Raw genomic sequence first — 21,083 nt, forward strand, 5'->3', positions numbered from 1 at the left:
TGCCATTTCCACGTGGATGCCGCATGGGGCGGCGCAACACTGCTGTCGGAGCGCGAGCGCTGGCGCTTCGCGGGCATCGAGCGTGCCGATTCCGTCGTCATCGATGCGCACAAACAGTTCTACGTGCCGATGGGTGCCGGCATGGTGCTATTCCGAAATCCGGCGTGGACGCAGGAAATCATCCAGCATGCGAACTACATCGTGCGCAAGGGCTCGGTGGACCTGGGGCGCCATACGCTCGAAGGATCGCGTGGTGCGGCGGCAGTCATGCTCTATGCGAACCTTCACCTGCTCGGTCGCAAGGGGATGGCGCAGTTGATCGATCGTAGCATCGATAACGCCCACTACTTTGCATCCCTGATTGTGCAGCAGCCGGGTTCTAGTCGTTGGGTGCAAGTTTGGGCGATTAATTGCGTTTTTAGCCCAGCTGACAGTGCCGGACGATGGGCGCTAGATAAGACGTCTGCCATCCAGGTCTCCTCACAGCGACCGCGGCCGTGGCCACGATGGGCGACCCGAAGTCATTTAGGTCCGGACGAGAATTCGCAGCGTGGCTCAGCCTGGTGCCGAAACAAATGGGTACTGGCGGCAAGGTTGTTCTGCTCGAAATGGGCAATCGGCCCGCCCAGCGTTGCCGCCATGGCCTCATGCAGGGCCAGCAGCGGCCGGCTGTCTTCATCGGCCTTCCGGATGACCAGTGATATCTGGAGTGTGGGCGCATCGCTGCCCAGCCGGACAACTCGCACCGGATAGATCTGGCAGATGCCGGGGTCCATCAACTGCACCAGCGAAACGCCAAGACCGGCGCTGACCATGGCGACGATGGCAGGCACGCTGTCAAGTTCGAGCGTGCTACGTTTGTCCGGCATGCAGGCGTGGACATAGCGCGCGGCCATGGCACCGGTGGCCGTGCTGCGGTCGTAGCGGATCCAGTCGTGCCGACGTAGGAGCGCCTCCGCCGAATCCGCGCGCTCCCCTGGCGGGGCTACCAGTACGATCTCCCGTTGCGTGAGCGGATGCCAGCGCAGGCCGGCCAGGCGACCCTTCTCCGGCTGCGCCACGACCGCCGCATCGAGCTGCCCCGCCTTGACGGCATCCATCAGGCCCGCGCTGCGCCCTCGCGTGGGCCGCACGGCCAGGCGCGGATAGCGCTCTTTCAGATAACGCATCGTGCCCGGCAACAGCAACGGCTGTATCGACTCAATAATGCCCAGGCGCAAAATACCCTCGATGGCGACCGAGGTGCGCCGCCGCAATGCGTTGAGTTGATGCAGCCCGGCGCGCATCGCGGCCACCACCTCATGGGCCGCGGCGGTAGGACGTACCTGCAGCCCGGAACGGTCAAACAGCGCCTGGCCCACATACTGCTCCAGTTGCTTCATCTGCATGCTGACGGCACTGGGAGTCAGATGCATCACTGCCGCCGCCCCGGCGAACGAGCCCTCTTCGACCACCGCCTGCAGCGTGGAAAATGCCTCGAGTTTCATCAAAAATCCTTATGTAAGACTCGAATTTTCATCACTTTTTCTTGGCTGTCAGCAAGCTTAGACTGGGTTCATGGCGTAACGCAAGTCGCGCCACCCGATACCAATCAAAACGGAGACCGAACCCGCCATGAGCGCCCATAGCCCCGTCGCCTGGTACGCCCAGGATGCACAAAACGATACCTCGTGGATTCAACGCCTGACGCCCGACGAGGTGGTCAGCTTCGAAACCGCGCTGTCGCACGCCAAGGCTACCGGCAAGGCCTTTCTCGACCTGACGCAGGCTGACTTTCCGCTCAGCCCGGCCGCGCGGGAGGCGCTGGACGGGGCCGTCGCCGCCACGCAGGGCCGGTGGGGCATGTGCCTGCTCAAGGGCTTCCCGGTGGACAAGTGGACCGAGGACGACACACGCCTGGCCTACTGGTGCATCGGCCTGCATATGGGCGTGGCGCGCACGCAGAACCGTGCCAGCGACTTCCTCAATGACGTGCGCGATATCGGCGCCGCCTACAAGACAAGGAACGGGCGCGGCTACAATACCAATGCCGCCCTGGATTTCCACACTGACTCCAGCGATGTGGTTGCGCTGCTGTGCCGCCGCGCGGCCAAGAGCGGTGGCGAAAGCAAGGTGGTGAGCTCGATCGCGCTGCGCGATGAAGTGCGGCGCAGGCGGCCGGATCTGGAAGCCGTGCTGCGCCAACGCTTTTACTTCAGCTACCAGGGCGCGCAGGATCCCGCGCAACCGCCCTACTACGGCTTGTCCATCCTGAGCAATCATCCAGAGTGGTTTGCGTTCCGGACCAACCGCAAGAACATCATTGCCGCGCAGGTGGACTTCGGCACCGTGCCGCGCCTGACGGGGCCGCAGCAAGAGGCGCTGGACCTGCTCGACGAACTGATGACGGACCCTCGGCTTTGCTTCTCCATGTCGCTCGAACGCGGCGACATGCAATTACTGAACAACTACGTGACGGTGCACTCGCGGACCAACTTCGAGGACTTCGATGAGATGGACCGCAAACGCCACCTGCTGCGCCTGTGGCTCGCCGTGCCGTCGGCGCAGCCCTTGCCCGATGACTGGGCCGAGTACTTTGACGATGTGCGTGCCGGCGCGGTCAGGGGCGGCCTGCGCGGCATCGCGCGGCCGGCGGCGTTTGCCGTGTTCGAAGCGCGGCAGGCGGCGGCGATGGGCATGCCGCTACGGGCATGGACGCCCTATGCACCGGCCCCGGCACTGGCGGACTGATCCCAAACCACCGAAGCCGCCGATTTCGATAGAAAGAAAGCAAGCCCCACGCGGCGGGTTCCATCCCGTCGACGCACAATAACGAGATGACGGAGACAACATGCAACGACGCGACTTCCTGGCGCTACTATCCGCGGCGCTGCTAATGCCGCCCGACCTGCGGGCGGCGACCAGCGTGACCAAGCTGCTTGTTGGCGCAACGCCGGGCGGAGGCACCGATATCGTGGCGCGCTCGCTGGCGATGGAACTGGAAAACCGACTGGGCCGCACCTTCATCGTGGACAATAAGCCGGGCGCCGCCGGCAATATCGCGGCGGGCGCGGTCGCCAAGGCCGATCCCGACGGCGGTACGCTGCTGTTGAGTTACACCAGCCATGCGATCAATCCCTCGCTGTTCCAGAAGCTGCCGTTCGACACCCTCAAGGACTTCACGCCCATCAGCCTGGTGGCCAGCTCGCCGTTGATCCTGGTGGCGCGGCCCTCCCTCAAGGCCAGCAACCTGCGCGAAGTGATCGCGCTGGCCAAGGCGCAGCCCGGCCACCTGAGCCTGGCCGTTGCGGGCGTGGGGAGCGCCAACCATCTCGCCGGCGAGATGCTGAAGGCCGAGGCTGGCGTCGATATCGTCAGCGTGCCGTACAAGGGCGCTGGGCCGGCCGTGGCCGATGTGGTCGGCAGCCAGGCGGACCTGCTGCTCGGCAATGTCGCCACCGTCCAGCCCTTGCTAAGCTCGGGCAAGCTGAAGGCCATCGCCGTGAGCACGCCGCAGCGGCTGCCCGCGTTCCCGGATGTGGCCCCGATCGCCGATGTGGTGGCTGGCTTCGATTACAGTTCTTGGTACGGGCTGTTCGGCCCCGCCAATATGCCGGCCGACCTGGTCCAGCGAATCGAGAAGGCGACGCGCGCGGCAGTGGCGTCGCCGGCGATGCGCAAGCGCCTGCTGGGCGAGGGACTGGTGCCCGTGGGCAGCAGCGCGCAGGATTTCTCGCAGTTCGTGCGCAAGGAAATCGACCGCTGGGCCAAGGTGGTTGCCGTGACCCATACCAAAATTGCCTGATAGAGAAAATGACTCGGCTGCCCTGCGCGGCCACACCTGGAAGACACGATGACCGCTCCGTTCCTCGACCACCTTCTGCGCGAACCGCGCGTGCTGCTGGCGCCCGGCGTCTATGACGCGTTCTCGGCGCTGGTGGCCGCCCAGGCGGGATTCGAAGCCCTTTACCTGTCCGGCGCCGCTGTAGCCTACACCCAGCTTGGCCGCGCTGACGTGGGACTGACCACCGCCACGGAGACGGCGGAGATTGTCGGCAGGATCACGGACCGCGTCGACGTACCCCTGATCGTCGATGCMGATACCGGCTACGGCAACGCGCTCAACGTCATCCGCACCGTGCGCTCGCTCGAGCGCGCCGGCGCCTCCATGATCCAGCTCGAAGACCAGACCTTTCCCAAGCGCTGCGGGCACCTGGACAACAAGCGCGTGGTTTCCACCGCCGAGATGTGCGGCAAGCTGAAAGCCGCGCTGGATGCGCGCGGCTCATCGCGGACCCTGATCCTTGCCCGCACCGACGCGGTTGCCATTGAAGGGCTGGAAGCGGCTATCGAACGCGCCGAGGCCTATGTGGAATGTGGCGTCGATGCGCTCTTTGTCGAAGCCCTGCGCACCGAGGAAGACATGGCCTTGGTATGCGAGCGCTTTGGCGGACGGATCCCTTTGCTTGCCAATATGGTGGAAGGCGGCAAGACTCCCGTGCAGAGTGCCGCCGCGCTCGGCGACAAGGGCTTCCGCATCGTGATCTTCCCAGGCGGCGTAGTGCGCTTCCTCGGGGCGCAGATGAAGCACTACTACTCGACCCTGCTGGAATTTGGCACTACGGCGCCGATGCGCGATGCCATGCTGGACTTCGACGGGCTCAATGGCGTGATCGGCACGCCCGAGCTGATCGCGCGGGGCCAGCGCTACGGCGAGTGAGGTACGCCATGCGGAGCGCCGGTGTTGAGGGAGTGGAAAAAAAGTTGGGGGATACGCCCGTTAACATGCTCAGCTGGAGTTCTGGCGATCGGAAGTGCGGGTATTTGTCGATAAGTCGTGCGCTTCGACTCTAGACTTCATGTCCCATTGCCCCCTTGCGCTTCCGCCGGACATGGCAACTCCGAGAAGCGCCTTCCCAACGTTCTCAGTTCCACGCCGACTTTCCGCTGCTAACAGAGGACGAGTGGCTGGATGTTCCTAATCTACTTGCCGAGCGACCCTCCGGGTTTCTTCGCGAGATGAACAAGCCCAGCCAGGATGCCGGTGCGAAGTCGCCCTTGCGCTGATCACTCCAACAGTGATGACGTTGGAGGGCTGCGCTCCCTCCCCTTCAATGCAGGCCCGGATCGAGATGCACATGGAGGCTCTCCGATAGTGCCAGTAGACAATACTCTCTCTTCCTGACGGATCCCCGCCTCCTTTTGGCCACTCCCGCGCGAGGCGTGTCGCGCTTCCGAATGCCTGCCCTGTAGCCGGCCTGCCAGCTCAGGCAACCAGGTTGCGCAAACCCTCACCCGCCTGCCAGCGCCTCAAGTTGTCCAGAAAGATGCCCGCCACGCGCGCGGCATTCCCATCCGAAAAGCCTGCGCTATGCGGCGTGGCAATGACGTTGGGCAGCGTCCACAGCGGCGAATCCGCCGGCAGCGGCTCGTGCGCGAACACATCCAGATAGGCGCCAGCGAGGCGTCCGGCTCGCAGCGCCTCGATGAGCGCGGACTCGTCCACCACCTCGCCGCGCGCCACGTTGACCAGCCTGGCACCCGCCGGCAGCAACGCTAGCGCGGCGGCATCCACCAGCCCGCGCGTTTGCGGCGTCAGCGGACACGCCAGCAATAGCCAGTCGGTACGCAGCAACACGCTGCGCACCGCATCGAATGCCACCGTTTCGTAGCCAGGGCCGGCCGGCACGGCGCTCTGCCGTACCACGATCACCTTCATCCCCAGCGTCTGCAGCAGCCTGCCGAGCAGTTGCCCTATCGGGCCCCAGCCGACGATGGTGGCGGTCTGCCCGGCTAAGTCGCGTGGCAGGTCCGAGCCGATCAGGGGGGCCCACACGCTATCACGCTGCGCGGCCAGCATCTGCGGGAAATGCCGCGCCAGCGCCAGCAGCCCGGCCAGCGCGGTCTGCGCCACCACGCCCGCGTTGGCGCCCGATGAAGTCGTCACCGTCACGCCGCGCGCGCGCAACACGCCAAAGACCGCGCGGTCCGCGCCGGCCGAATGGGTATGCACCCAGCGCAGCCCGGGGCTTGCCAGCATGGCATCATAGAAGCGCCGGGTAGCGGGCAGGATTTCATGCTTGGTGGACAGGCCAGTGACGTCGCGCGAGACAAAGGCAATATCTGCATCCGGTTCGGATGACACGGCTGCGCCTTGCCCGGACGGCGCTACCACCGGCACGAAAACCGCTCCGCCAAGCGCAGCGCCGATATCCTCGCCATATTGCTGCAAGGCCGCCTCCGACAGCAGGATCCGCAAGGGTTGCGCGGCTGCAGGGTTACTAGTATTCATGTTCATGCTTATTCCAGGGAAGCATCCGAATCGCGCACCACCACTTTCCATTTCGCGTATTCCTTGTGCGTGAACTTGCCGAATTGCTCCGGCGAGCCACCCACGGGGTCGGCCCCTTCCCGCACCATCTGCGCCTGCAGCGAAGGCAGGGCCTCGTTGATTGCCTGGTTCAGCTTGGCGATCAGAGGCTTGGGTGTGCCCTTGGGCGCGAACACGCCGAACCAGGAGCCGGCTTCGAAGCTGGGGAAGCCTTTTTCCGCCACGGTAGGCACATCCGGCAGCGATTGCGAACGGCGCGCACTGCTCACCGCCAGCGCGCGCAGCTTGCCGGCCTTGATATGGGCGATGACCGACGGGATCGTGGCAAACATGAACTGTACCCGACCGGACAGCAGATCGTTGAGTGCATCGGCGCCCTTGTATGGGATATGGGTAGCCTCGGTCCCGATACGTTGCGTCAGCATGAAGCTGGAGAGCTGCGACGACGTACCCACGCCGGTGGAACTGTAGTTGAGTTTGCCGGGATTGGCCTTGGCGTAGGCGACGAACTTCTCGAAACTCTTGGCCGGCAGTGAGGGATGCACCACCAGCACGTTCGGCACGTCGGCAATCTGCACCACCGGCACCAGGTCGGTGAGCGGATCGTAGTTCAGGCGCTTGTAGAGCGTCTGGTTGATCGAGATCGGGCCAACCGAGGTGACCAGCAGCGTGTAGCCATCGGCCGGCGCGCGCACCACGGCCTCGGTGCCGATATTGCCGCCGGCGCCCGGACGGTTGTCGACCACAAACGATTGCTTGAAGCGCTGGGCCAGCACCTGGCTGACGCTGCGCGCCAGGATATCGGTGGTGCCGCCGGCGGTGAACGCCACCACCACGCGCACCGGTTTGGCGGGGTAGTCATTGCCGGCGGCGTGGGCGTTGACGGCTCCGACGCACGTCAGCAAACCAGCGAAGGCGGTCAGCGCCGCGCGCGCCCGCCCCGCGGCGGACCGCGATGCGAGGGTCGTGGAAATGGTTGGGCCAAAACAATGCATGGTGTCTCCTATGGACGGCCGGCGTCGGGACGCGCCGCGCCGTGTCCTCTGCATGACCGGCGCCGCCGAAGCCGGCACCACCGGGTGTGAAGGGCCTGGGGGCTAGGCGCGCGCTTAGCCGAAGCCGTACAGGCACGCCGGGTTGCTCACCAGCACGCGCTGGCGCGCCTCGGCATCCGGTAGCCACCGCGCCAGCAGGTTGAACAGCATGCCGTCGTCGGGCACCTGGCGCGCCTCGAAGTAATTGATATGCGGCCAGTCCGAGCCCCACACCACGCGCTCTGGATTGGCCGCGAGCAGCGCGGCGGCGAATGGATCGACATCGGCATAGGGTGCACCCGCCGCGCTCAGGCGATCGGCCCCTGATATCTTGGTCCACGCCGCACCCTCGGCCAGCAGCGCGCACAGCGACTGGAAGCCTGGATCGGCCACGCCGCGCGCAGTGGACATGCGGCCCATGTGGTCGATCACCAGCGGCACGCCTAGCGCGCACAGGCGCGGGGCAAGCGCCGGCAGGTCCGGCGCGTGGATCCAGATCTGCGCGTGCCAGCCGCGCTCGGCCAGGCGCGGCGCGAGCGCTTCCAGCACCTCAAGCCCCACGCCGTTGCGGTACACCGCGTGGCCGTCCACCTGGTACAGGTTAATGCGGATGCCACGCACGCCGGCCGCGTGCCAGTCGTCCAGTTCGGCATCGCTGGTATCGGGCGCGGGCACGGCGATGCCGCGCAGGCGGTCCGGGTAGCGCCGCAGTGCCTCCAGCACGGAGCCGTTGTCGGTGCCGCAGGCGCTGGCGGTGACCAGCACGCCGCGCGCAAGACCGAGCTGCTCCAGGTGAGCGATGAATGCCTCGGCCGGGTGCTCGGCGGGTGTATAGCTGCGCTCGGTGGCCAGCGCAAAGCGCTGGTAAGGCCCGAACACATGGGCGTGGCTGTCGCAGGCGCCGGCAGGGGCACGGAAGGCAGGCGCAGTGAAATGGTCCAGCGGAGGCAGGCAGGGTCGGGTCATGTTGGTGGCGGTTTTTGGGGGCGAGATACGGCTTAGTCGGCTTTCAGCCGCCCGGAAGCGGCCAGCGCCTGCGCACGCACATCCTCGCGCTGCAGTGTTTGCAGCAGCCCCTGGGGGCTCGAGCTGCGCGCCACGCTGCCGACGTTCAGCAGCCGGCTCTTGACGCTGTCCTCGGCCAGTGCCTTGCGCAGCGCCTTGCTGAGCGTCTCGATGGCTGCAGCCGGCGTCCCCGCCGGCGCCAGCAAGCCGGTTGCGGTAGTGGCTTCGAAATTCACCAGGCCGGCCTCGCGCAAGGTCGGCACGGTAGGCAGGGTGGCGTCCCGCTCGCGCGACATCACCGCCAGCACGCGCAGTGCACCGGACTGGATATGCGGCGCGGAACTGGTGAGCTGGTCCATCACCATATCGATCTGCCCGCCCATCAGGTCCATCAGCGCGGGGGCCGACCCCTTGTACGGCACTTCGTTGAGCTTGATGCCGGCAGCGTCTTCCAGCTGCAGCGTGGCCACGTGGTTGGTGGTGCCGGGCCCAGCATGGCCAGCGGCAACCTTGCCGGGGTTGGCCCGTGCATAGGCCAGCAGCGCCTTGACATCCGCGAAGCGTTTGTCGCTGCCCTTGACCACGATCATCAGTGTGGTGGTGGACACCAGCCCGACCGGCTGGAAGCTCGCCAGGCTGAAGGCGGTACGGGTCATGCGCGGCAATACCACGATGGCGTTTGGCGTCGTCACCAGCAGCACGCTGCCGTCGGCCTCGGCGCGGGATACCGCGGACGCGCCTGGCACACCGCCCGCCCCTGGCCGGTTGTCGACGATCACATTGCGGCCCAGCGCCTGTTCCAGGGCCGGCGCCAGCGCGCGCGCCACCACGTCGAGATTGCCACCGGGGGCGAACGGCACTACCAGGGTCACCGGCTTGTTCGGCATCGCCTGGGCACGGGCGGCTGCTACCCACGGGGCAACGCCCAGCGCCAGTACCTGCGCCAGCATGTGTCTTCTGTTCATCTTGTCTCTCCGTCCGTCTTTTATTTCTATATCTTGCCGCTGCGGGCCACCGGAGCCTGGCTTCAGTCGCGGAAGCTCGGATCCAGCCGGTCCAGCTTGCGCAGCAGCGCCGGCCACTCCATCACACCGTAGGGGCGGCGCGTCCCGGGCTGGTAGTTGTTCCAGGTTTCCTGCAGCACGTCGGCACCCACCTCGCGCAGCGGCGTGTTGCACGACATCGCGCCGATCTGCGCGCGGCAGGCCAGCTCCAGCCGGTGCATCCAGTTGAAGGCTTCGCCAACGGTATTGCCCACGGTGAGCGCGCCGTGGTTGCGCAGAATCAGGGCCTCGCCCTTGCCGAGGTCTTCGAGCAGCGAGGCCTGTTCGGCGGTGTCGAGGACCACGCCCTGGTAGTCGTGATAGCCGATCTTGAGGAAACGCATGGCGGTCTGCGTGAGCGGCAGCAGCCCGCAGTCCAGCGACGACACCGCCATCGAGGCCCAGCTATGTGTGTGGATCACGCAGGCCACCTCCGGGCGCGCCTCGTGCACGGCGCTGTGGATCACATAGCCAGCCTTGTTGATGCCGTAGTTGAGCGCGCCGAAATCCGGCTTGGCGAGAATATTGCCGGCATGGTCCACCTTGATCAGGCTGGAGGCGGTGATCTCCTCGTACATCATGCCGTAGGCGTTGATCAGGAAGGCGCCCTCTTCGCCGGGCACGCGCACCGAGATATGGTTGGCCATCATGTCGGCCATGCCGTACAGCTCCACCAGCCGGTAGCAGGCGGCCAGGTCAACGCGCGCCTGCCATTCGGCTTCGCTGCACTGGTCACGCATCGAGGAAATGCTGAGCACTCCGGGTTTTGTCATGATGGGATCTCCTTGGGTACTTAGGTATTCAGTCCGAGCCAAGCGCCAGGTTGCTGGGCCGGCGTTTTTCGATGTTCCACTTCAGCAGCGCCGCGCTTCGATAGATGCCGTGCGCGAACTTGCCGTAAGGCAGGGTCAGGAACAGCGCCATCACCACGCCCAGGTGCACTGCCAGCAGCAACGCCATGGCCGATGTATCGCGCCACGCCAGCAGCGCCAGGCCGGTCAGGCTGGTGAAAAACAGCAGCGCGATAAAGCCCCGGTCCATCGGCTTCTGGGCCGCGTCGCCTGTGCGCGGATCGCGCCTCAGGTTGAGCCAGAGCAAACCGGCGGGACCAATCAGCAGGCCGATACCGCCTGCCGTACCGAGCAGCACCGGCAAGCTGCCCGGCGCATACGGCGCGTGCAGGTCCAGCAGGTAGTGGTACAGCGTGGCCACCGCCGTGGCGGTAAAGCACAGCAGGAAGCCATAGAAGGTGAAATGGTGGAAACGCCGGCGCCACAGGGTGAACGCGTCGTCAGCGTTATTGCAGCCCTGGCCGTGGCCGCCATCGAGGTAGCGCAGCCGCAGCGCGTCGTGCGCCGCGCTGCCGATGGCCGGACCGCGTTTCTCGCCCTCGACCTCGCCGGGCGACACCTTGCGCCAGAAGCGCGTCACCCCCACACCCAGCGCCGCCACGGCAAAGCCGAACACCACGCCGAACATCGCCGCGAGCAGGTTGTGCGGGAAGATGGCGTAGAAGTTGCCCGCCAGCGGCGCGTGCAGCAGGCTGCCGCGCATGGCCAGCACCATCACCAGGAACAGCGCCAGCCCGCCCGCCAGCGCCAGCGCGGTGGCCAGGCCGGCGCGGCGGTACAGGCCACCGAAGGCGGCGGGCCAGGCGTAGTCGGAATACGTCTGTGCACGCACCTTGGCCATGGCCTGCGGCACATTGACCGCGAACTCATGCGGTGGCGCGTACTGGCACGCGTGGTAGCAGGCGCCGCAGTTGTGGCACAGGTTGGACAGGTAGTGGATATCGGCCTTGCCGAATTCCAGCCGGCGCGTCATGGCCGGAAACACGGCGCAGAAGCCCTCGCAATAGCGGCAGGCATTGCAGATCTGCATGACGCGGCCAACCTCGGCCTCGTCTCCGGTGAGCGGCAGCACGCCCTGGGCCAGCGCCGCCGCTTCGCGCGTCAGCGCTTCAAGATGTTGCATGCTGCTCTTCCTGTCGTTCGTTTTGAGCGGGCCGCCCAAGTGCGGCGGCTGCGGCCCGGGTGCCGGCGATGCGGCCGAAGGCGGTGCCGATGGCCATGCCGACGCCCGCCGTATAGCCCTTGCCGAGCACGTTGCCGGCCATCATCTCGCCGGCCACGAACAGGTTGGCGCTGGGCTTGCCGCCGAAGTGCACCGCGGCGTGCTCGTTCACCTTGAGCCCGAGGTAGGTGAAGGTGATGCCGGGACGCAGCGCATAGCCGAAGAACGGCGCGGTGTCGATGGGCCGCGCCCAGTGGGTCTTGGCCGGTGCGATGCCCTCGGTATGGCAGTCGTCCAGCACCGTGTGGTCGAAGGTGCCGACGCGGCAGGCCGCGTTGTATGCTTCGATGGTGCGCACGAAGGTGGCCTCGTCCAGCCCGAGCTGGCGCGCCAGTTCCGGCAGCGTATTGGCGCGCACGCCTGGGAACACCGGCGGCATGAAGCGGCCGACGGCCTTGGCGTCGATGATCGAATAGCCGATCTGCCCCGGCTGCTGCGCCACCAGCCGCCCCCAGATGGCATAGCGTTTCGGCCAGAAATCCTCGCCCTCGTCGTAGAAGCGTTCGGCGTTGCGGTTGAGCATCACGCCCAGCGAGACGCAGTCCACCCTGGTGCAGATGCCACCGTCGTACAGCGGTGCGCGCGCGTCGATGGCCACGCAGTGCGATTGCGAGGGATCGCCGATGGCATCGGCGCCGGCCGCGATCATGTACTTCAGCAGCACGCCCATATTGAAGCGCGTACCGCGTATCAGGAAATTGTCGGCCGGCCAGTCGCCGTCGGCGTTCCGGCCCCAGGCTTCGCGCAGCCACTCGCGGTTGGACTCGAAGCCGCCGGCGGCCAGCACGCAGCTGCGCGCCGCGATGCGCTCGCTGCCGATGCGGGCGGCGACGAAGCGGCCGCCATCCAGTTCGATGGCATCCACCGGCGCGTTGTAGCGCACCTGCACGCCAAGCGCCTCGGCGCTGCGGAAGTATGCATTGACCAGCGCTTTACCGCCGCCCATGAAGAAGGCATTGGTGCGCGCCACATGCAGCGCGCCGGACAGCGGCGGCTGGAAGTGCACGCCGTGGCTGCGCATCCAGTCGCGGCAGCTGGAGGAGGCGCGGATCGCCAGCCGGGCAAGGCGCTCGTCGGTGAGGCCGCCGGTGACCTTGAGCAGATCCTGCCAGTACTCCTCTTCGGGATAGGCGTCGATCAGCACGTCTTGGGGCGCATCGTGCATGTAGCGCAGGTTGCGGGTGTGCTGGGAGTTGCCGCCGCGCCACTCGCGCGGCGCCGCTTCCAGCAGCAGCACGCTGGCGCCCGCTTCGCGCGCCATCAGAGCGGCGCACAGGGCAGCGTTGCCACCGCCAATGACCAGGACATCGATCATGGGCGAACACCTCCGGCAAGGCCGAGGGAAGCTGGCAGGGACTGCTCCCGGATTCGAATATTGGAAAGCACGATAAGGGTTCCGGTGGGGATGCCTGCAATGTAGCGGCCCGCCGGCGCGCTGCTAAGCCCTCTTATCGCATGGGGGCATCACGAATCGTGATGCCCCGGCCCTGCCCCGCCGCGTCTCCGCCCTCCGGCCCCAGCAGCCGCGCGCCCCGCCAGGCGCCCGAGCGCACCAGCTCGCGGGCGCAATCGGCCAGCACCACGCGCAAGGCCAGCGCCGCGGGCGACAGCTCATCGTCGGAGAGGCTGCACAGCACGTTCTGGCGCCGCACCTTGGGATCGGCGATCTCGGCCAGGTGGAAGCGCTGCCGGGCATCGGCATAGCGCCCCACCGCGGCCCAGGGCTGCAGGGTGCCACCGAAGCCAAGGTCAACCGCGTCCATCAGCATGGCGAGGGAATCCACCTCCTGCACCACCTGCGGCACGATCTTCACGCGGGAGAAGGCCGCATCGAGGGTGCTGCGCAGGCCGTGCAGGCCGGTGGGCATGATCAGCGGCACGTCCTGCAACTGCGCCATGCGCAGCCGCGCGGGCGCGTCGGCATCGACGCCGGGAGGCAGCGCCTTGCGCGAGCGGATCAGGAACAGGGTTTCTTCCAGCAGCGGCATCATGCTCCACCGCCGCGCCACATGGGTATCGAACAGGACGGCGAGGTCAAGCTGGCGGGCATTGAGCATGGCACTGAGGTGGCCGGACAGACTCTCCACCATATGCAGGCGCACATCCGGATAGCGCTCGCGCATGGCACGCATCAGCGGCACGCCGATCACGGAGGCGGTGGTGGGTGCCAGGCCGACGCTGACCGTGCCGGACAGCCGTGCGTGGTGGGCGGCGCGCTTGGCCTGCTCGGCATGGCGCAGCGCCAGCTGGGCTTCGCGAAAGAAGGCCAGGCCGGCTTCGGTGGGCGCGACGCCGCGCGTGGTCCGGAGCAGCAACCGGGTCGAGAGTTCGCTCTCCAGCCGGCTGATCTGCTGACTCATGGCGGACTGCACCATATCGAGATCGAGCGCAGCGCGGCTCATGCTGCCGAGTTCCACCACTCGGACAAAGTACTGAAGCTGGCGCAGTTCCATCTGGCTCCTTCCCGATGCCTGGATGCTTGTCCGCGTCGCTTATACCAGATGCGGCCGCGCCGGGCGACGTCGGGCTCACGCCTCGTCGAAACCGCTATACCAGTCCACGGTCTCATCCGAGTAGGTCAGACCCTTGGCCGCCAGCGCCTCGCGCATCTTGTACATGTCCAGGCCGAGCACGCCGGCGGCCAGCGTGGCCCGCTTGCCCGCTTCCATGGCCTCGCGCTCGGCGGCGCGGCGTGCGGTCTCGGCGGCCAGGGGGCGCGGCACCACCACCACGCCGTCGTCGTCGGCCACGATCACGTCGCCGGGCCGCACGTTGGCGCCGGCGCAGATCACCGGGACATTAACCGCGCCGACGGTCTCCTTGACCGCGCCCTGGGCGGAAACCGCCCGCGACCAGACCGGGAAGCCCATGGCATTGAGCGTGGCCACGTCGCGCACGCCGCCGTCGATGACCAGGCCACGCGCGCCCCGCGCCTTGAGCGAGGTCGCCAGCAGATCGCCGAACAGGCCATCGGTGCAGTCGCTGACCAGCGCCACCACCAGCACGTCCCCGGGCTGCACCATCTCCACCGCGACGTGGATCATCCAGTTGTCACCCGGGTGCATCAGCACCGTCACGGCGCTGCCGGCCATGGCTACGCCGGACTGTATCGGCCGCAGATAGGGCTTCATCAGTCCCGTGCGGCGCTGCGCCTCATGCACAGTGGCCACGCCTGCGGCACCCAGCACCTCGATGTCCGCGGCAGCGGCGCGCAGGAAATTGCGATAGGCGACAGTCCTCATGCCAGGCTCTCCGATACTTGCGGGAACACGCGTGCATAGCCCTCGCCGTACTTCACCTTGCGATCGGAATTGCGCGTGGCCTGGGCGCCGCGCTGCAGCGCCACCCGCGTGTAGTACTCCCACAGGTGCTCCTGCGCCGCCATGGTGGCGAAAGCGCGCTGCTTCTTCTCCCAAACGGAAGAAATGTCGAGCAGCAAATCGGGTTTCCAGTTGCACTGCTCGGGCTGGTGCGGCTCGAACAGGAATACCGGCGGCGCGCCGATCACCGGCACTTCGGGCTTGTAGCCATGCGCCTGGGCGATGACGCGCGCTTCCTGCGCCACGTGGGTGGCGAGAGGATGGTCGAAGTTATAGATATCCTCGCGCGAATGGCTCAACACCAGCTCCGGCCGCAGTTCGCGGTAGAGGTCGGCAAGGCGCAGCAACGCCGCGTCGGTCACGCGCAGGGGGTAATCGCCGAGGTCAAAGCACTCCAGTGTGGCGCCGAGGATGTCGGCGGCCTGCTGCGCTTCCTCAAGCCGCGCGGCCTTGACGCGCTCCATGGTCATGCCCGGCTGGCGCCACATCTTGGCGGACTCGCCGCGTTCGCCAAAGGACAGGCAGACGATCTTGACGTGGTAGCCCCGCTCGGCATACAGCGCGATGGCGCCGCCGGCGCGCCAGACGAAGTCGGCGGCATGCGCGCTGACCACCAGGATAGAGGGACGCTTTGCGTCGGTTTGCGCGTCGGCCGGAGCCGGGGATTGCGCTTGGGCGTGGATGTCTGACATGGGGAATTCCGTTGGGTCGCGTGGAAGGCTTCAGTCGGCCGTGATGCCCGCCTTGCGGATCACGCCGTTCCAGGTTGAGGTTTCGTTGCGCACGAACTGGCCGAAGGCTTCCGGGGTGCCGGGCAGGATGGTGACACCCAGTTGCATGAGCTGCTTGCGCACGTCCGGGTCGGCCAGCGCCGTATTGGCAGCGGTGTTGAGTTCACGCACGACAGCGGGCGGCGTCTTGGCCGGCGCCACCAGTCCCCACCAGACAGAAGCGGTGAAGCCCGGCAGGCCCTGCTCGCGCGAGGTTGGCACACCCGGCAGCAGCGGCGTACGCTGGTCGCTCGCCACCGCGATGGCGCGCAGGGTGCCGGCGCGGATATGCGTGATGACTTCGAGCGGGTTAATCGGCATGAACGTGATGCGCTCGCCCAGCAGGTCGGTGATGGCTGGCGCGCCGCCCTTGTAAGGCACGTGCAACACGTCGATGTGCGCCGCTTCCTTGAACAACTCGCCGGCGAGATGACCGGAGCTGCCGTTGCCGGCCGAGGCATAGCTGAGCTTGCCGGGTTGCGCCTGCGCCTGGGAGACCAGGTCCTTGAGCGAGGTCACGCTGGATTTGGCCGGCACCACCAGCACCAGCGAGGCCTGGCCAATGCGCGCCACCGGCGTGAAATCGCGGGTCGGGTCGAACGGCAGCTTGGCAAACAGCGCGGCATTGGTGGCCAGGCTGTTGGAGGCCATCATGATGGTGTAGCCATCCGGCGCGGCCTTGGACACCGCGTCCATGCCGATATTGGTGCTGGCGCCCGGGCGGTTGTCGACAATGATGGGCTGCTTGAGCAGCACACTCATCTTCTGGCCAACCGAACGCGCCACGATGTCGACAGCGCCGCCCGCCGCGTAGGGCACGACCAGCCGGATGGGCTTGGCGGGGTAGGTCTCGGCGCTGGTGGCGGCAGCGCCCAGCGACAGCGCGGCGGCCAGCAAGGCGGCTAGGTAAGGTCGGCGCAGCATTTCTTGTCTCCTGTGGTCCGGTTTCATTCGTTTGCGTGCATTCTGGCCAACCGTCGTGATACTGTCTAATATGTTTTCAAACCGCTTGTTATTGCACTTCGATATAACCGATGGACTTTCGCCAACTCCGCTATTTCGTCGCCGTGGCCGAAGCGCTGAGCTTCAGCGAGGCCGCGCGCAAGCTCCATATCAGCCAGCCACCGCTGAGCACCCAGATCAAGGCACTGGAAGACGAACTTGGCAGCCCCTTGCTCGACCGCTCCCGCCACCATGTGGCGCTGACGCCGGCGGGCACGCTGTTCCTCGACAAGGCAAAGGCGGCGCTGGGCAACTTGGAGCAGGCCCGCGAGGTGGTCAAGCAGGTTGCCGCCGGTGAGGCGGGCGAGATCCGGGTGGCCTTTACCGCCTCTGTGCCCATGCAGAATGTTTTCCCGCGCGCCGTGCAGCAGTTCCGCCTTGGCCACCCACGCGCCATGCTGGAACTGGTGCATATGTCCACCGGGCAGCAGTTGCAGGGGCTGGAGAAGGGAGAGATCGAGATTGGCTTCCTGCGCCCTTCGCCCCAGTTCTACCCGCCCGCCAGCATTACCGTGCACGAGGTGCTGGCCGACCGCCTGGTCGCCGTGTTGCCGGCCTCGCATGCGCTGGCGATAGCGGACGATGACAGTGGACTCGACATCGGCGCGCTGTCCGCCCAACCCTTTCTGCTGTTCCCGCGAGGGCTGGGGTGCGGGCTGTTCGACCATGTCACCACGCTGTGCAACCGCGCGGGCTTTGCGCCGCGCATCGGCCAGGAAGCGCGCGAGGCCACGACCATCATCGGTTTGGTGGCGAGCGGTGCCGGGGTCTCGGTGCTGCCGGAGATTTACTCACGCACCGGCATTCCGGGCGTGGCGTACCGCCGGCTGGCCGGCCCCGACGCGGCCAGCCGGGTGCTGGTAGCGCATCGCGCGGGCGCGTTGTCGCCCATCATGCGCAAGTTCTTGGCTTTTTTTGAGGTTGGCGCCTAATGGAAGTAGCTGCCGATCACGGCACGGTGAAGGAGAAGTGCGCAAGCGGTAGCCGCGACATCACCGGGACCAAGGCCGCATCTTGGATCTGGGCGAGTTCGGCCTGCAGGAAGCGGCGCACCGCCGGATCGGCTTCGATTCCGATGGCTCGCCGGCAGGCTTCGGCAGCCCGTTTGCAGGCTGCCGGCCCGGGCAAGCTGCGCGTCCGGCTTTCCGTTGTACAAAACATAATGCGCCCACCTGGGATGCGTTCCTGATCAACCCGCCTGCTGTTTTTCCGGGCGCTGCGCGAAGGTCCGCTCGAATACCGATTCGGCGATGCGGTTCTTCAGGATCTCGATGGAGCCGCCGGCGATCATCCAGCCCCGGCAGCGGCGCAGGCAGTACTCCACCAGCGCCTCCTGGCTGTAGCCCATGCCGCCCATGACCTGTAGCGACTCATTGGCAACGTCGAAGCCCGCCTGGTTGCAGAACGCCTTGGCAATCGCGGTTTCCTCGGCGGAAGGAAAGCCGCTGTCCGCGTTGGCCGCGGCCCGGTACAGCAGCAGTTGCCCGGCATCGAGCTTGATCTTCATCTCGGCGAACTTCCATTGCAGGCCCTGGAACTCGCACAGTAGCCTGCCAAATTGCTTGCGCTGCATGGCCCAGTCGCGGGCTACTTGGTAGGCATAGCGTCCCAGCGCCAGCGAGCGCGCTGTATTGCCCATGCGCTCGACATTGAAACCGGCAATCTGCTTCTTGAAACCGCCCTCGCCCAGCAGCACATCGGACGCCGGAATGCGGACATCCTCGAAATAGATCTGCGCCCATTCCTCGCCCGACATGAAGCGCGAGCGCTGGCCGATGCGCACACCCGGCAGCCTGGTATCGATCAGCACGGAACCGATGCCGTTGACGCCCGGGCCAAAGCGCACGTAGGCCAGGATCACGTCGGCGTGCGGGCCATGGGTGGTGAAGACCTTGGTGCCGTTGATGAGGTAGTCGTCGCCATCGGGCGTGGCCGTGGTGCGTAGCTCGGTGACGGCGGAGCCGGCCTCGGGCTCTGTCATGCCGACCGAGATCAAGGCTTCACCGGCCAGCAGGCGGCGTAGCCATTTGTCCTTTTGCGCCGACGAGCCATACTCGGCCAGCACCCGGATGGCGCCGAAGTTGCCGGCCTGGATCACATCGGCGCTGCGCGGGCAGACCGAGGCCACGGCCTGGATCGCGATGATGGCGTCCATCAGGCTGCCGCCCTGGCCGCCGTCAGCCTCGGCCACGGTGATGCCCAGCAGGCCTTGCTCGCTCATCTTGCGGGCGACATCCCAGGGGTAGTCGTCGGTATGGGCGCGGGCGACCGAGCCGGCGCGCAACTCCTTCTCGGCGAAGCGCGTGACGGCGTGCTCGAACTCAGCTTGCTCGGGGGTAAGTTTGAAATCCATGTTTGTCTCCGTTTTCTTACTCGATTCGAATCAATTCAGTTGGGCTCTTTGTTCTTCCGCCAGCCGGACCACGCAGTCCACCCCGACCACGCCGTCGGCACGCACGAACAGCGGATTGATCTCGGCCTCCAGCACGTTCACGCCCTCGAAGGCGGCCAGCCGGGAAAACCGCTCGATGGCGTCGGCCAGGGCGGCGATATCGCCGCGCGGCAGCCCGCGGAAGCCGCGGACCAGCGCGGTACTGCGTACCTCGTCGATCATCTCCATGGCGTCGTCGCGCGTCACCGGCGCCGGCCGCAGGCTGACGTCCGGCCGCAGTTCGGCGGCGATCCCACCCGCGCTCAGCATCACGATCGGGCCCACCAGCGGGTCATCCCGGTAGCCCAGCATCAGTTCCAGCAGCTTGTCCTCCATGCGCTGCACGAGGATGCCGTCGAGCCGGGCCTGCGGCGCGGCGCGGCCGACATCGGCAAGGATCGCCGCCGTGGCGCGCTGCAGTTCGTCCGTGTCGCGCACGCCGACGCGTACGCCGCCCACATCGGTCTTGTGCAGGATGTCGCGCGAGCAGATCTTGGCCACCACCGGGTAGGGAATCCTGTGCTTGTACTCACCCACCGGCATCAGCGCGAGCGGGGCGATCGGCACGCCCAGCGCCGCGAACGCGCTGGCCGCCTCGTACTCCGAGAGGTTGCCCGACAGCGGCAAGCCGGCCGGCCAGCCGAGCGGTGCGACGGCTTCGTCGGCCTCGGGATGCGCCCGCGCCGCCTTGAACAACTGCGCCAGCGCGTCCGCGCAGGCTTCCGGCGTGCGGAACGCCGGGATGCCTTCGGCCTGCAGCACGCGCAGCGACTCCCCGGCCTCCGGCGCGAGGAAAGCGATCAGCGGCTTGTGTCCCGCGCCGGCCGCCTCCACCATGGGCCGCACCGCGAGTTGGGGATGGAACTGCGCGGACGAGCCCGCCACGCAAAGCACGGCGTCGCACCAGTCACTCAGCAGCAGTTGCTCGACCAGATCCTTGTACTGCGCGCTGGTCGCGGCCAGCGTCAGGTCGATGATGGGCGTCTGGCGGATGCGCACGCCGCGCGCCGCCATGTGCGCCACGAAGCCGTCCGGCGGCGCGACCGCGTCGATCTGCGACAGGCCCAGGCGGTCCACCACGGTGGCCGCGCCGCCACCGGTGGTGGTCACCACGGCCACGCGGGGATTGCGCTTGAGGGCGGGCACCCACCGGCCATAGCGCAGGGCCAGCGGCGCGGCTTCGAACAAGGTCTCCAGCATTTCCACGCGCATCACGCCGTACTTGCGCAGGAAGGCGTCCACCGCGGCATCGTTGCCGGCCAGCGCGCCGGTGTGCGACTGCGCCAGCGCCTCGCCCTGCGCCGAGCGGCCAAGCTTGTAGGCGATGACCGGCTTGCCGGCTTGCCGCGCGCGGCGCAGCGCCGGGCCGAGCACGGCGGCGTCGCGGATCGTTTCCAGGAACAACAGGATCACCTTGGTAGCGGCATCGTCCACCAGCAGATCGACCAGCTCCCCGACGCCAATATCGCTCTCGTTGCCCACCGACACCAGCTTGGCGAAACCCAGCCCGCGCGCTGCGCCACGCGAGAGCAGCGCGCCGAGCATCGAACCGCTTTGCGAGATCACGCTGATGCTGCCGGCGTGCAACTCGTCCATCTCCAGCACGGCATTGACCGACAGCACCGCGCCGGATTCCACATTGACCACACCGATACTGTTCGGTCCGATCAGGCGCACGCCCAGCGCCCTGGCCTTGCGGACCAGCGCCCGCTGCGCGGCCAGGCCCGCCTCGCCCACTTCCGCGAAGCCGTCCGAGAACACCGTCACCACCTGCACGCCCTTGGCCGCGCATTGCTCCAGCGCGGCCTCGACATGCCTGCCCGGCACCATGACGAAGGCGTGCTCCACCTCGCCCGGCACCGCGTCCAGGCTCGGGTAGGCCTTCTCGCCCAGCACTTCGGTGCGGGTGGCGTTGATCGGGTAGATGGTGCCCTGGTAGCCGTGCTTGCGCATGAAGCGCATCGGCCGGGCGGTATTCTTGGTGATGTCGCTGGATGCGCCGACAAGCGCCACCGTGTCCGGCGAGAACAGCGCTTTTGCCAGGCTGCGGGTCATCGCCGTCGTTACAGTCATATCGTTCACGCTTTCCTCCCCT

17 protein-coding genes and 3 pseudogenes are annotated in these 21,083 nt (G+C 66.9%); 6 read left to right on the top strand and 14 right to left on the bottom strand.

All coding sequences use genetic code 11. The features are described from left to right. Positions 1-12: 12 nt before the first annotated feature. Both AC1DQ3_RS28085 and AC1DQ3_RS28090 read left to right on the top strand, forming a co-directional pair. Positions 13-360, top strand: a pseudogene (locus AC1DQ3_RS28085) (pyridoxal-dependent decarboxylase); the annotation flags it as partial. Positions 361-473: 113 nt separating this feature from the next. Then, positions 474-656: pseudogene (locus tag AC1DQ3_RS28090) on the top strand (transposase); the annotation flags it as partial. Between the two features lie 36 nt (positions 657-692). On the opposite strand, the pseudogene AC1DQ3_RS28095 reads toward AC1DQ3_RS28090, so the two are convergent. After that, positions 693-1,487 (bottom strand): annotated as a pseudogene (locus AC1DQ3_RS28095) (LysR family transcriptional regulator); the annotation flags it as partial. A gap of 127 nt (positions 1,488-1,614) precedes the next feature. On the opposite strand from AC1DQ3_RS28095, the gene AC1DQ3_RS28100 reads away from it, so the two are divergent. From AC1DQ3_RS28100 to AC1DQ3_RS28110, 3 genes are all read left to right on the top strand, one after another. Next, the gene (locus tag AC1DQ3_RS28100; RefSeq protein ID WP_477123430.1) at positions 1,615-2,730 is read left to right on the top strand and encodes a TauD/TfdA family dioxygenase; all 1,116 of its coding nucleotides are present in this window, start codon (positions 1,615-1,617) and stop codon (positions 2,728-2,730) included. 100 nt (positions 2,731-2,830) lie between these two features. Next, entirely contained in the window at positions 2,831-3,784 is a 954-nt protein-coding gene (locus tag AC1DQ3_RS28105; protein WP_477123431.1) for a tripartite tricarboxylate transporter substrate binding protein, read from the top strand. 48 nt (positions 3,785-3,832) lie between these two features. Then, on the top strand, positions 3,833-4,699 hold the full coding sequence (locus AC1DQ3_RS28110; protein WP_477123432.1) for an isocitrate lyase/PEP mutase family protein: 867 nt from the start codon (positions 3,833-3,835) through the stop codon (positions 4,697-4,699). A gap of 546 nt (positions 4,700-5,245) precedes the next feature. Here AC1DQ3_RS28110 and AC1DQ3_RS28115 read toward each other — a convergent pair. The 11 genes from AC1DQ3_RS28115 to AC1DQ3_RS28165 form a co-directional block, all read right to left on the bottom strand. Next, positions 5,246-6,271: a D-2-hydroxyacid dehydrogenase gene (locus AC1DQ3_RS28115; RefSeq protein ID WP_477123472.1), complete on the bottom strand. Its 1,026-nt coding sequence runs from the start codon at positions 6,269-6,271 to the stop codon at positions 5,246-5,248. A gap of 8 nt (positions 6,272-6,279) precedes the next feature. Further along, complete coding sequence (locus tag AC1DQ3_RS28120; protein ID WP_477123433.1) at positions 6,280-7,305, bottom strand: Bug family tripartite tricarboxylate transporter substrate binding protein; 1,026 nt, start codon at positions 7,303-7,305, stop codon at positions 6,280-6,282. Positions 7,306-7,419: 114 nt separating this feature from the next. Further along, positions 7,420-8,310, bottom strand: a complete 891-nt coding sequence (locus AC1DQ3_RS28125) for an amidohydrolase family protein (protein ID WP_477123434.1) — start codon at positions 8,308-8,310, stop codon at positions 7,420-7,422. Positions 8,311-8,342: 32 nt separating this feature from the next. Then, positions 8,343-9,314, bottom strand: coding sequence for a Bug family tripartite tricarboxylate transporter substrate binding protein (locus AC1DQ3_RS28130; protein ID WP_477123435.1), 972 nt, complete (start codon positions 9,312-9,314; stop codon positions 8,343-8,345). A 62-nt stretch (positions 9,315-9,376) separates the two neighbouring features. Next, positions 9,377-10,165 carry a class II aldolase/adducin family protein gene (locus tag AC1DQ3_RS28135; protein ID WP_477123436.1) on the bottom strand — a complete coding sequence of 263 codons (789 nt, stop codon included), beginning with the start codon at positions 10,163-10,165 and terminating at the stop codon, positions 9,377-9,379. A gap of 28 nt (positions 10,166-10,193) precedes the next feature. After that, a complete protein-coding gene (tcuB, locus tag AC1DQ3_RS28140) occupies positions 10,194-11,366 on the bottom strand; it encodes a tricarballylate utilization 4Fe-4S protein TcuB (RefSeq protein WP_477123437.1) in 1,173 nt (390 codons plus the stop codon). Then, positions 11,353-12,780 (bottom strand): FAD-dependent tricarballylate dehydrogenase TcuA, encoded by a 1,428-nt coding sequence (tcuA, locus tag AC1DQ3_RS28145; RefSeq protein WP_477123438.1) that lies wholly within the window; start codon positions 12,778-12,780, stop codon positions 11,353-11,355. Before tcuA ends, tcuB begins: the two co-directional genes overlap by 14 nt. A gap of 133 nt (positions 12,781-12,913) precedes the next feature. After that, positions 12,914-13,918 (bottom strand): LysR family transcriptional regulator, encoded by a 1,005-nt coding sequence (locus AC1DQ3_RS28150; RefSeq protein ID WP_477123439.1) that lies wholly within the window; start codon positions 13,916-13,918, stop codon positions 12,914-12,916. Between the two features lie 75 nt (positions 13,919-13,993). Next, positions 13,994-14,707 carry a 4-carboxy-4-hydroxy-2-oxoadipate aldolase/oxaloacetate decarboxylase gene (locus AC1DQ3_RS28155; protein WP_477123440.1) on the bottom strand — a complete coding sequence of 238 codons (714 nt, stop codon included), beginning with the start codon at positions 14,705-14,707 and terminating at the stop codon, positions 13,994-13,996. Beyond that, positions 14,704-15,477, bottom strand: a complete 774-nt coding sequence (locus AC1DQ3_RS28160; RefSeq protein ID WP_477123441.1) for a PIG-L deacetylase family protein — start codon at positions 15,475-15,477, stop codon at positions 14,704-14,706. Before AC1DQ3_RS28160 ends, AC1DQ3_RS28155 begins: the two co-directional genes overlap by 4 nt. Before the next feature lie 30 nt (positions 15,478-15,507). Continuing rightward, entirely contained in the window at positions 15,508-16,479 is a 972-nt protein-coding gene (locus tag AC1DQ3_RS28165; RefSeq protein ID WP_477123442.1) for a tripartite tricarboxylate transporter substrate binding protein, read from the bottom strand. 110 nt (positions 16,480-16,589) lie between these two features. Here AC1DQ3_RS28165 and AC1DQ3_RS28170 point away from each other — a divergent pair, with 110 nt between their 5' ends. Next, positions 16,590-17,489 (top strand): LysR family transcriptional regulator, encoded by a 900-nt coding sequence (locus tag AC1DQ3_RS28170; RefSeq protein WP_477123443.1) that lies wholly within the window; start codon positions 16,590-16,592, stop codon positions 17,487-17,489. Between the two features lie 257 nt (positions 17,490-17,746). Here the strand turns inward: AC1DQ3_RS28170 and AC1DQ3_RS28175 are convergent, their stop codons facing one another. After that, positions 17,747-18,910 (bottom strand): acyl-CoA dehydrogenase family protein, encoded by a 1,164-nt coding sequence (locus AC1DQ3_RS28175; RefSeq protein WP_477123444.1) that lies wholly within the window; start codon positions 18,908-18,910, stop codon positions 17,747-17,749. 30 nt (positions 18,911-18,940) lie between these two features. Next, on the bottom strand, positions 18,941-21,061 hold the full coding sequence (locus AC1DQ3_RS28180; protein WP_477123473.1) for an acetate--CoA ligase family protein: 2,121 nt from the start codon (positions 21,059-21,061) through the stop codon (positions 18,941-18,943). Positions 21,062-21,083 lie beyond the last annotated feature (22 nt).

It is taken from the genome of Cupriavidus sp. 01T418 (assembly GCF_056398885.1).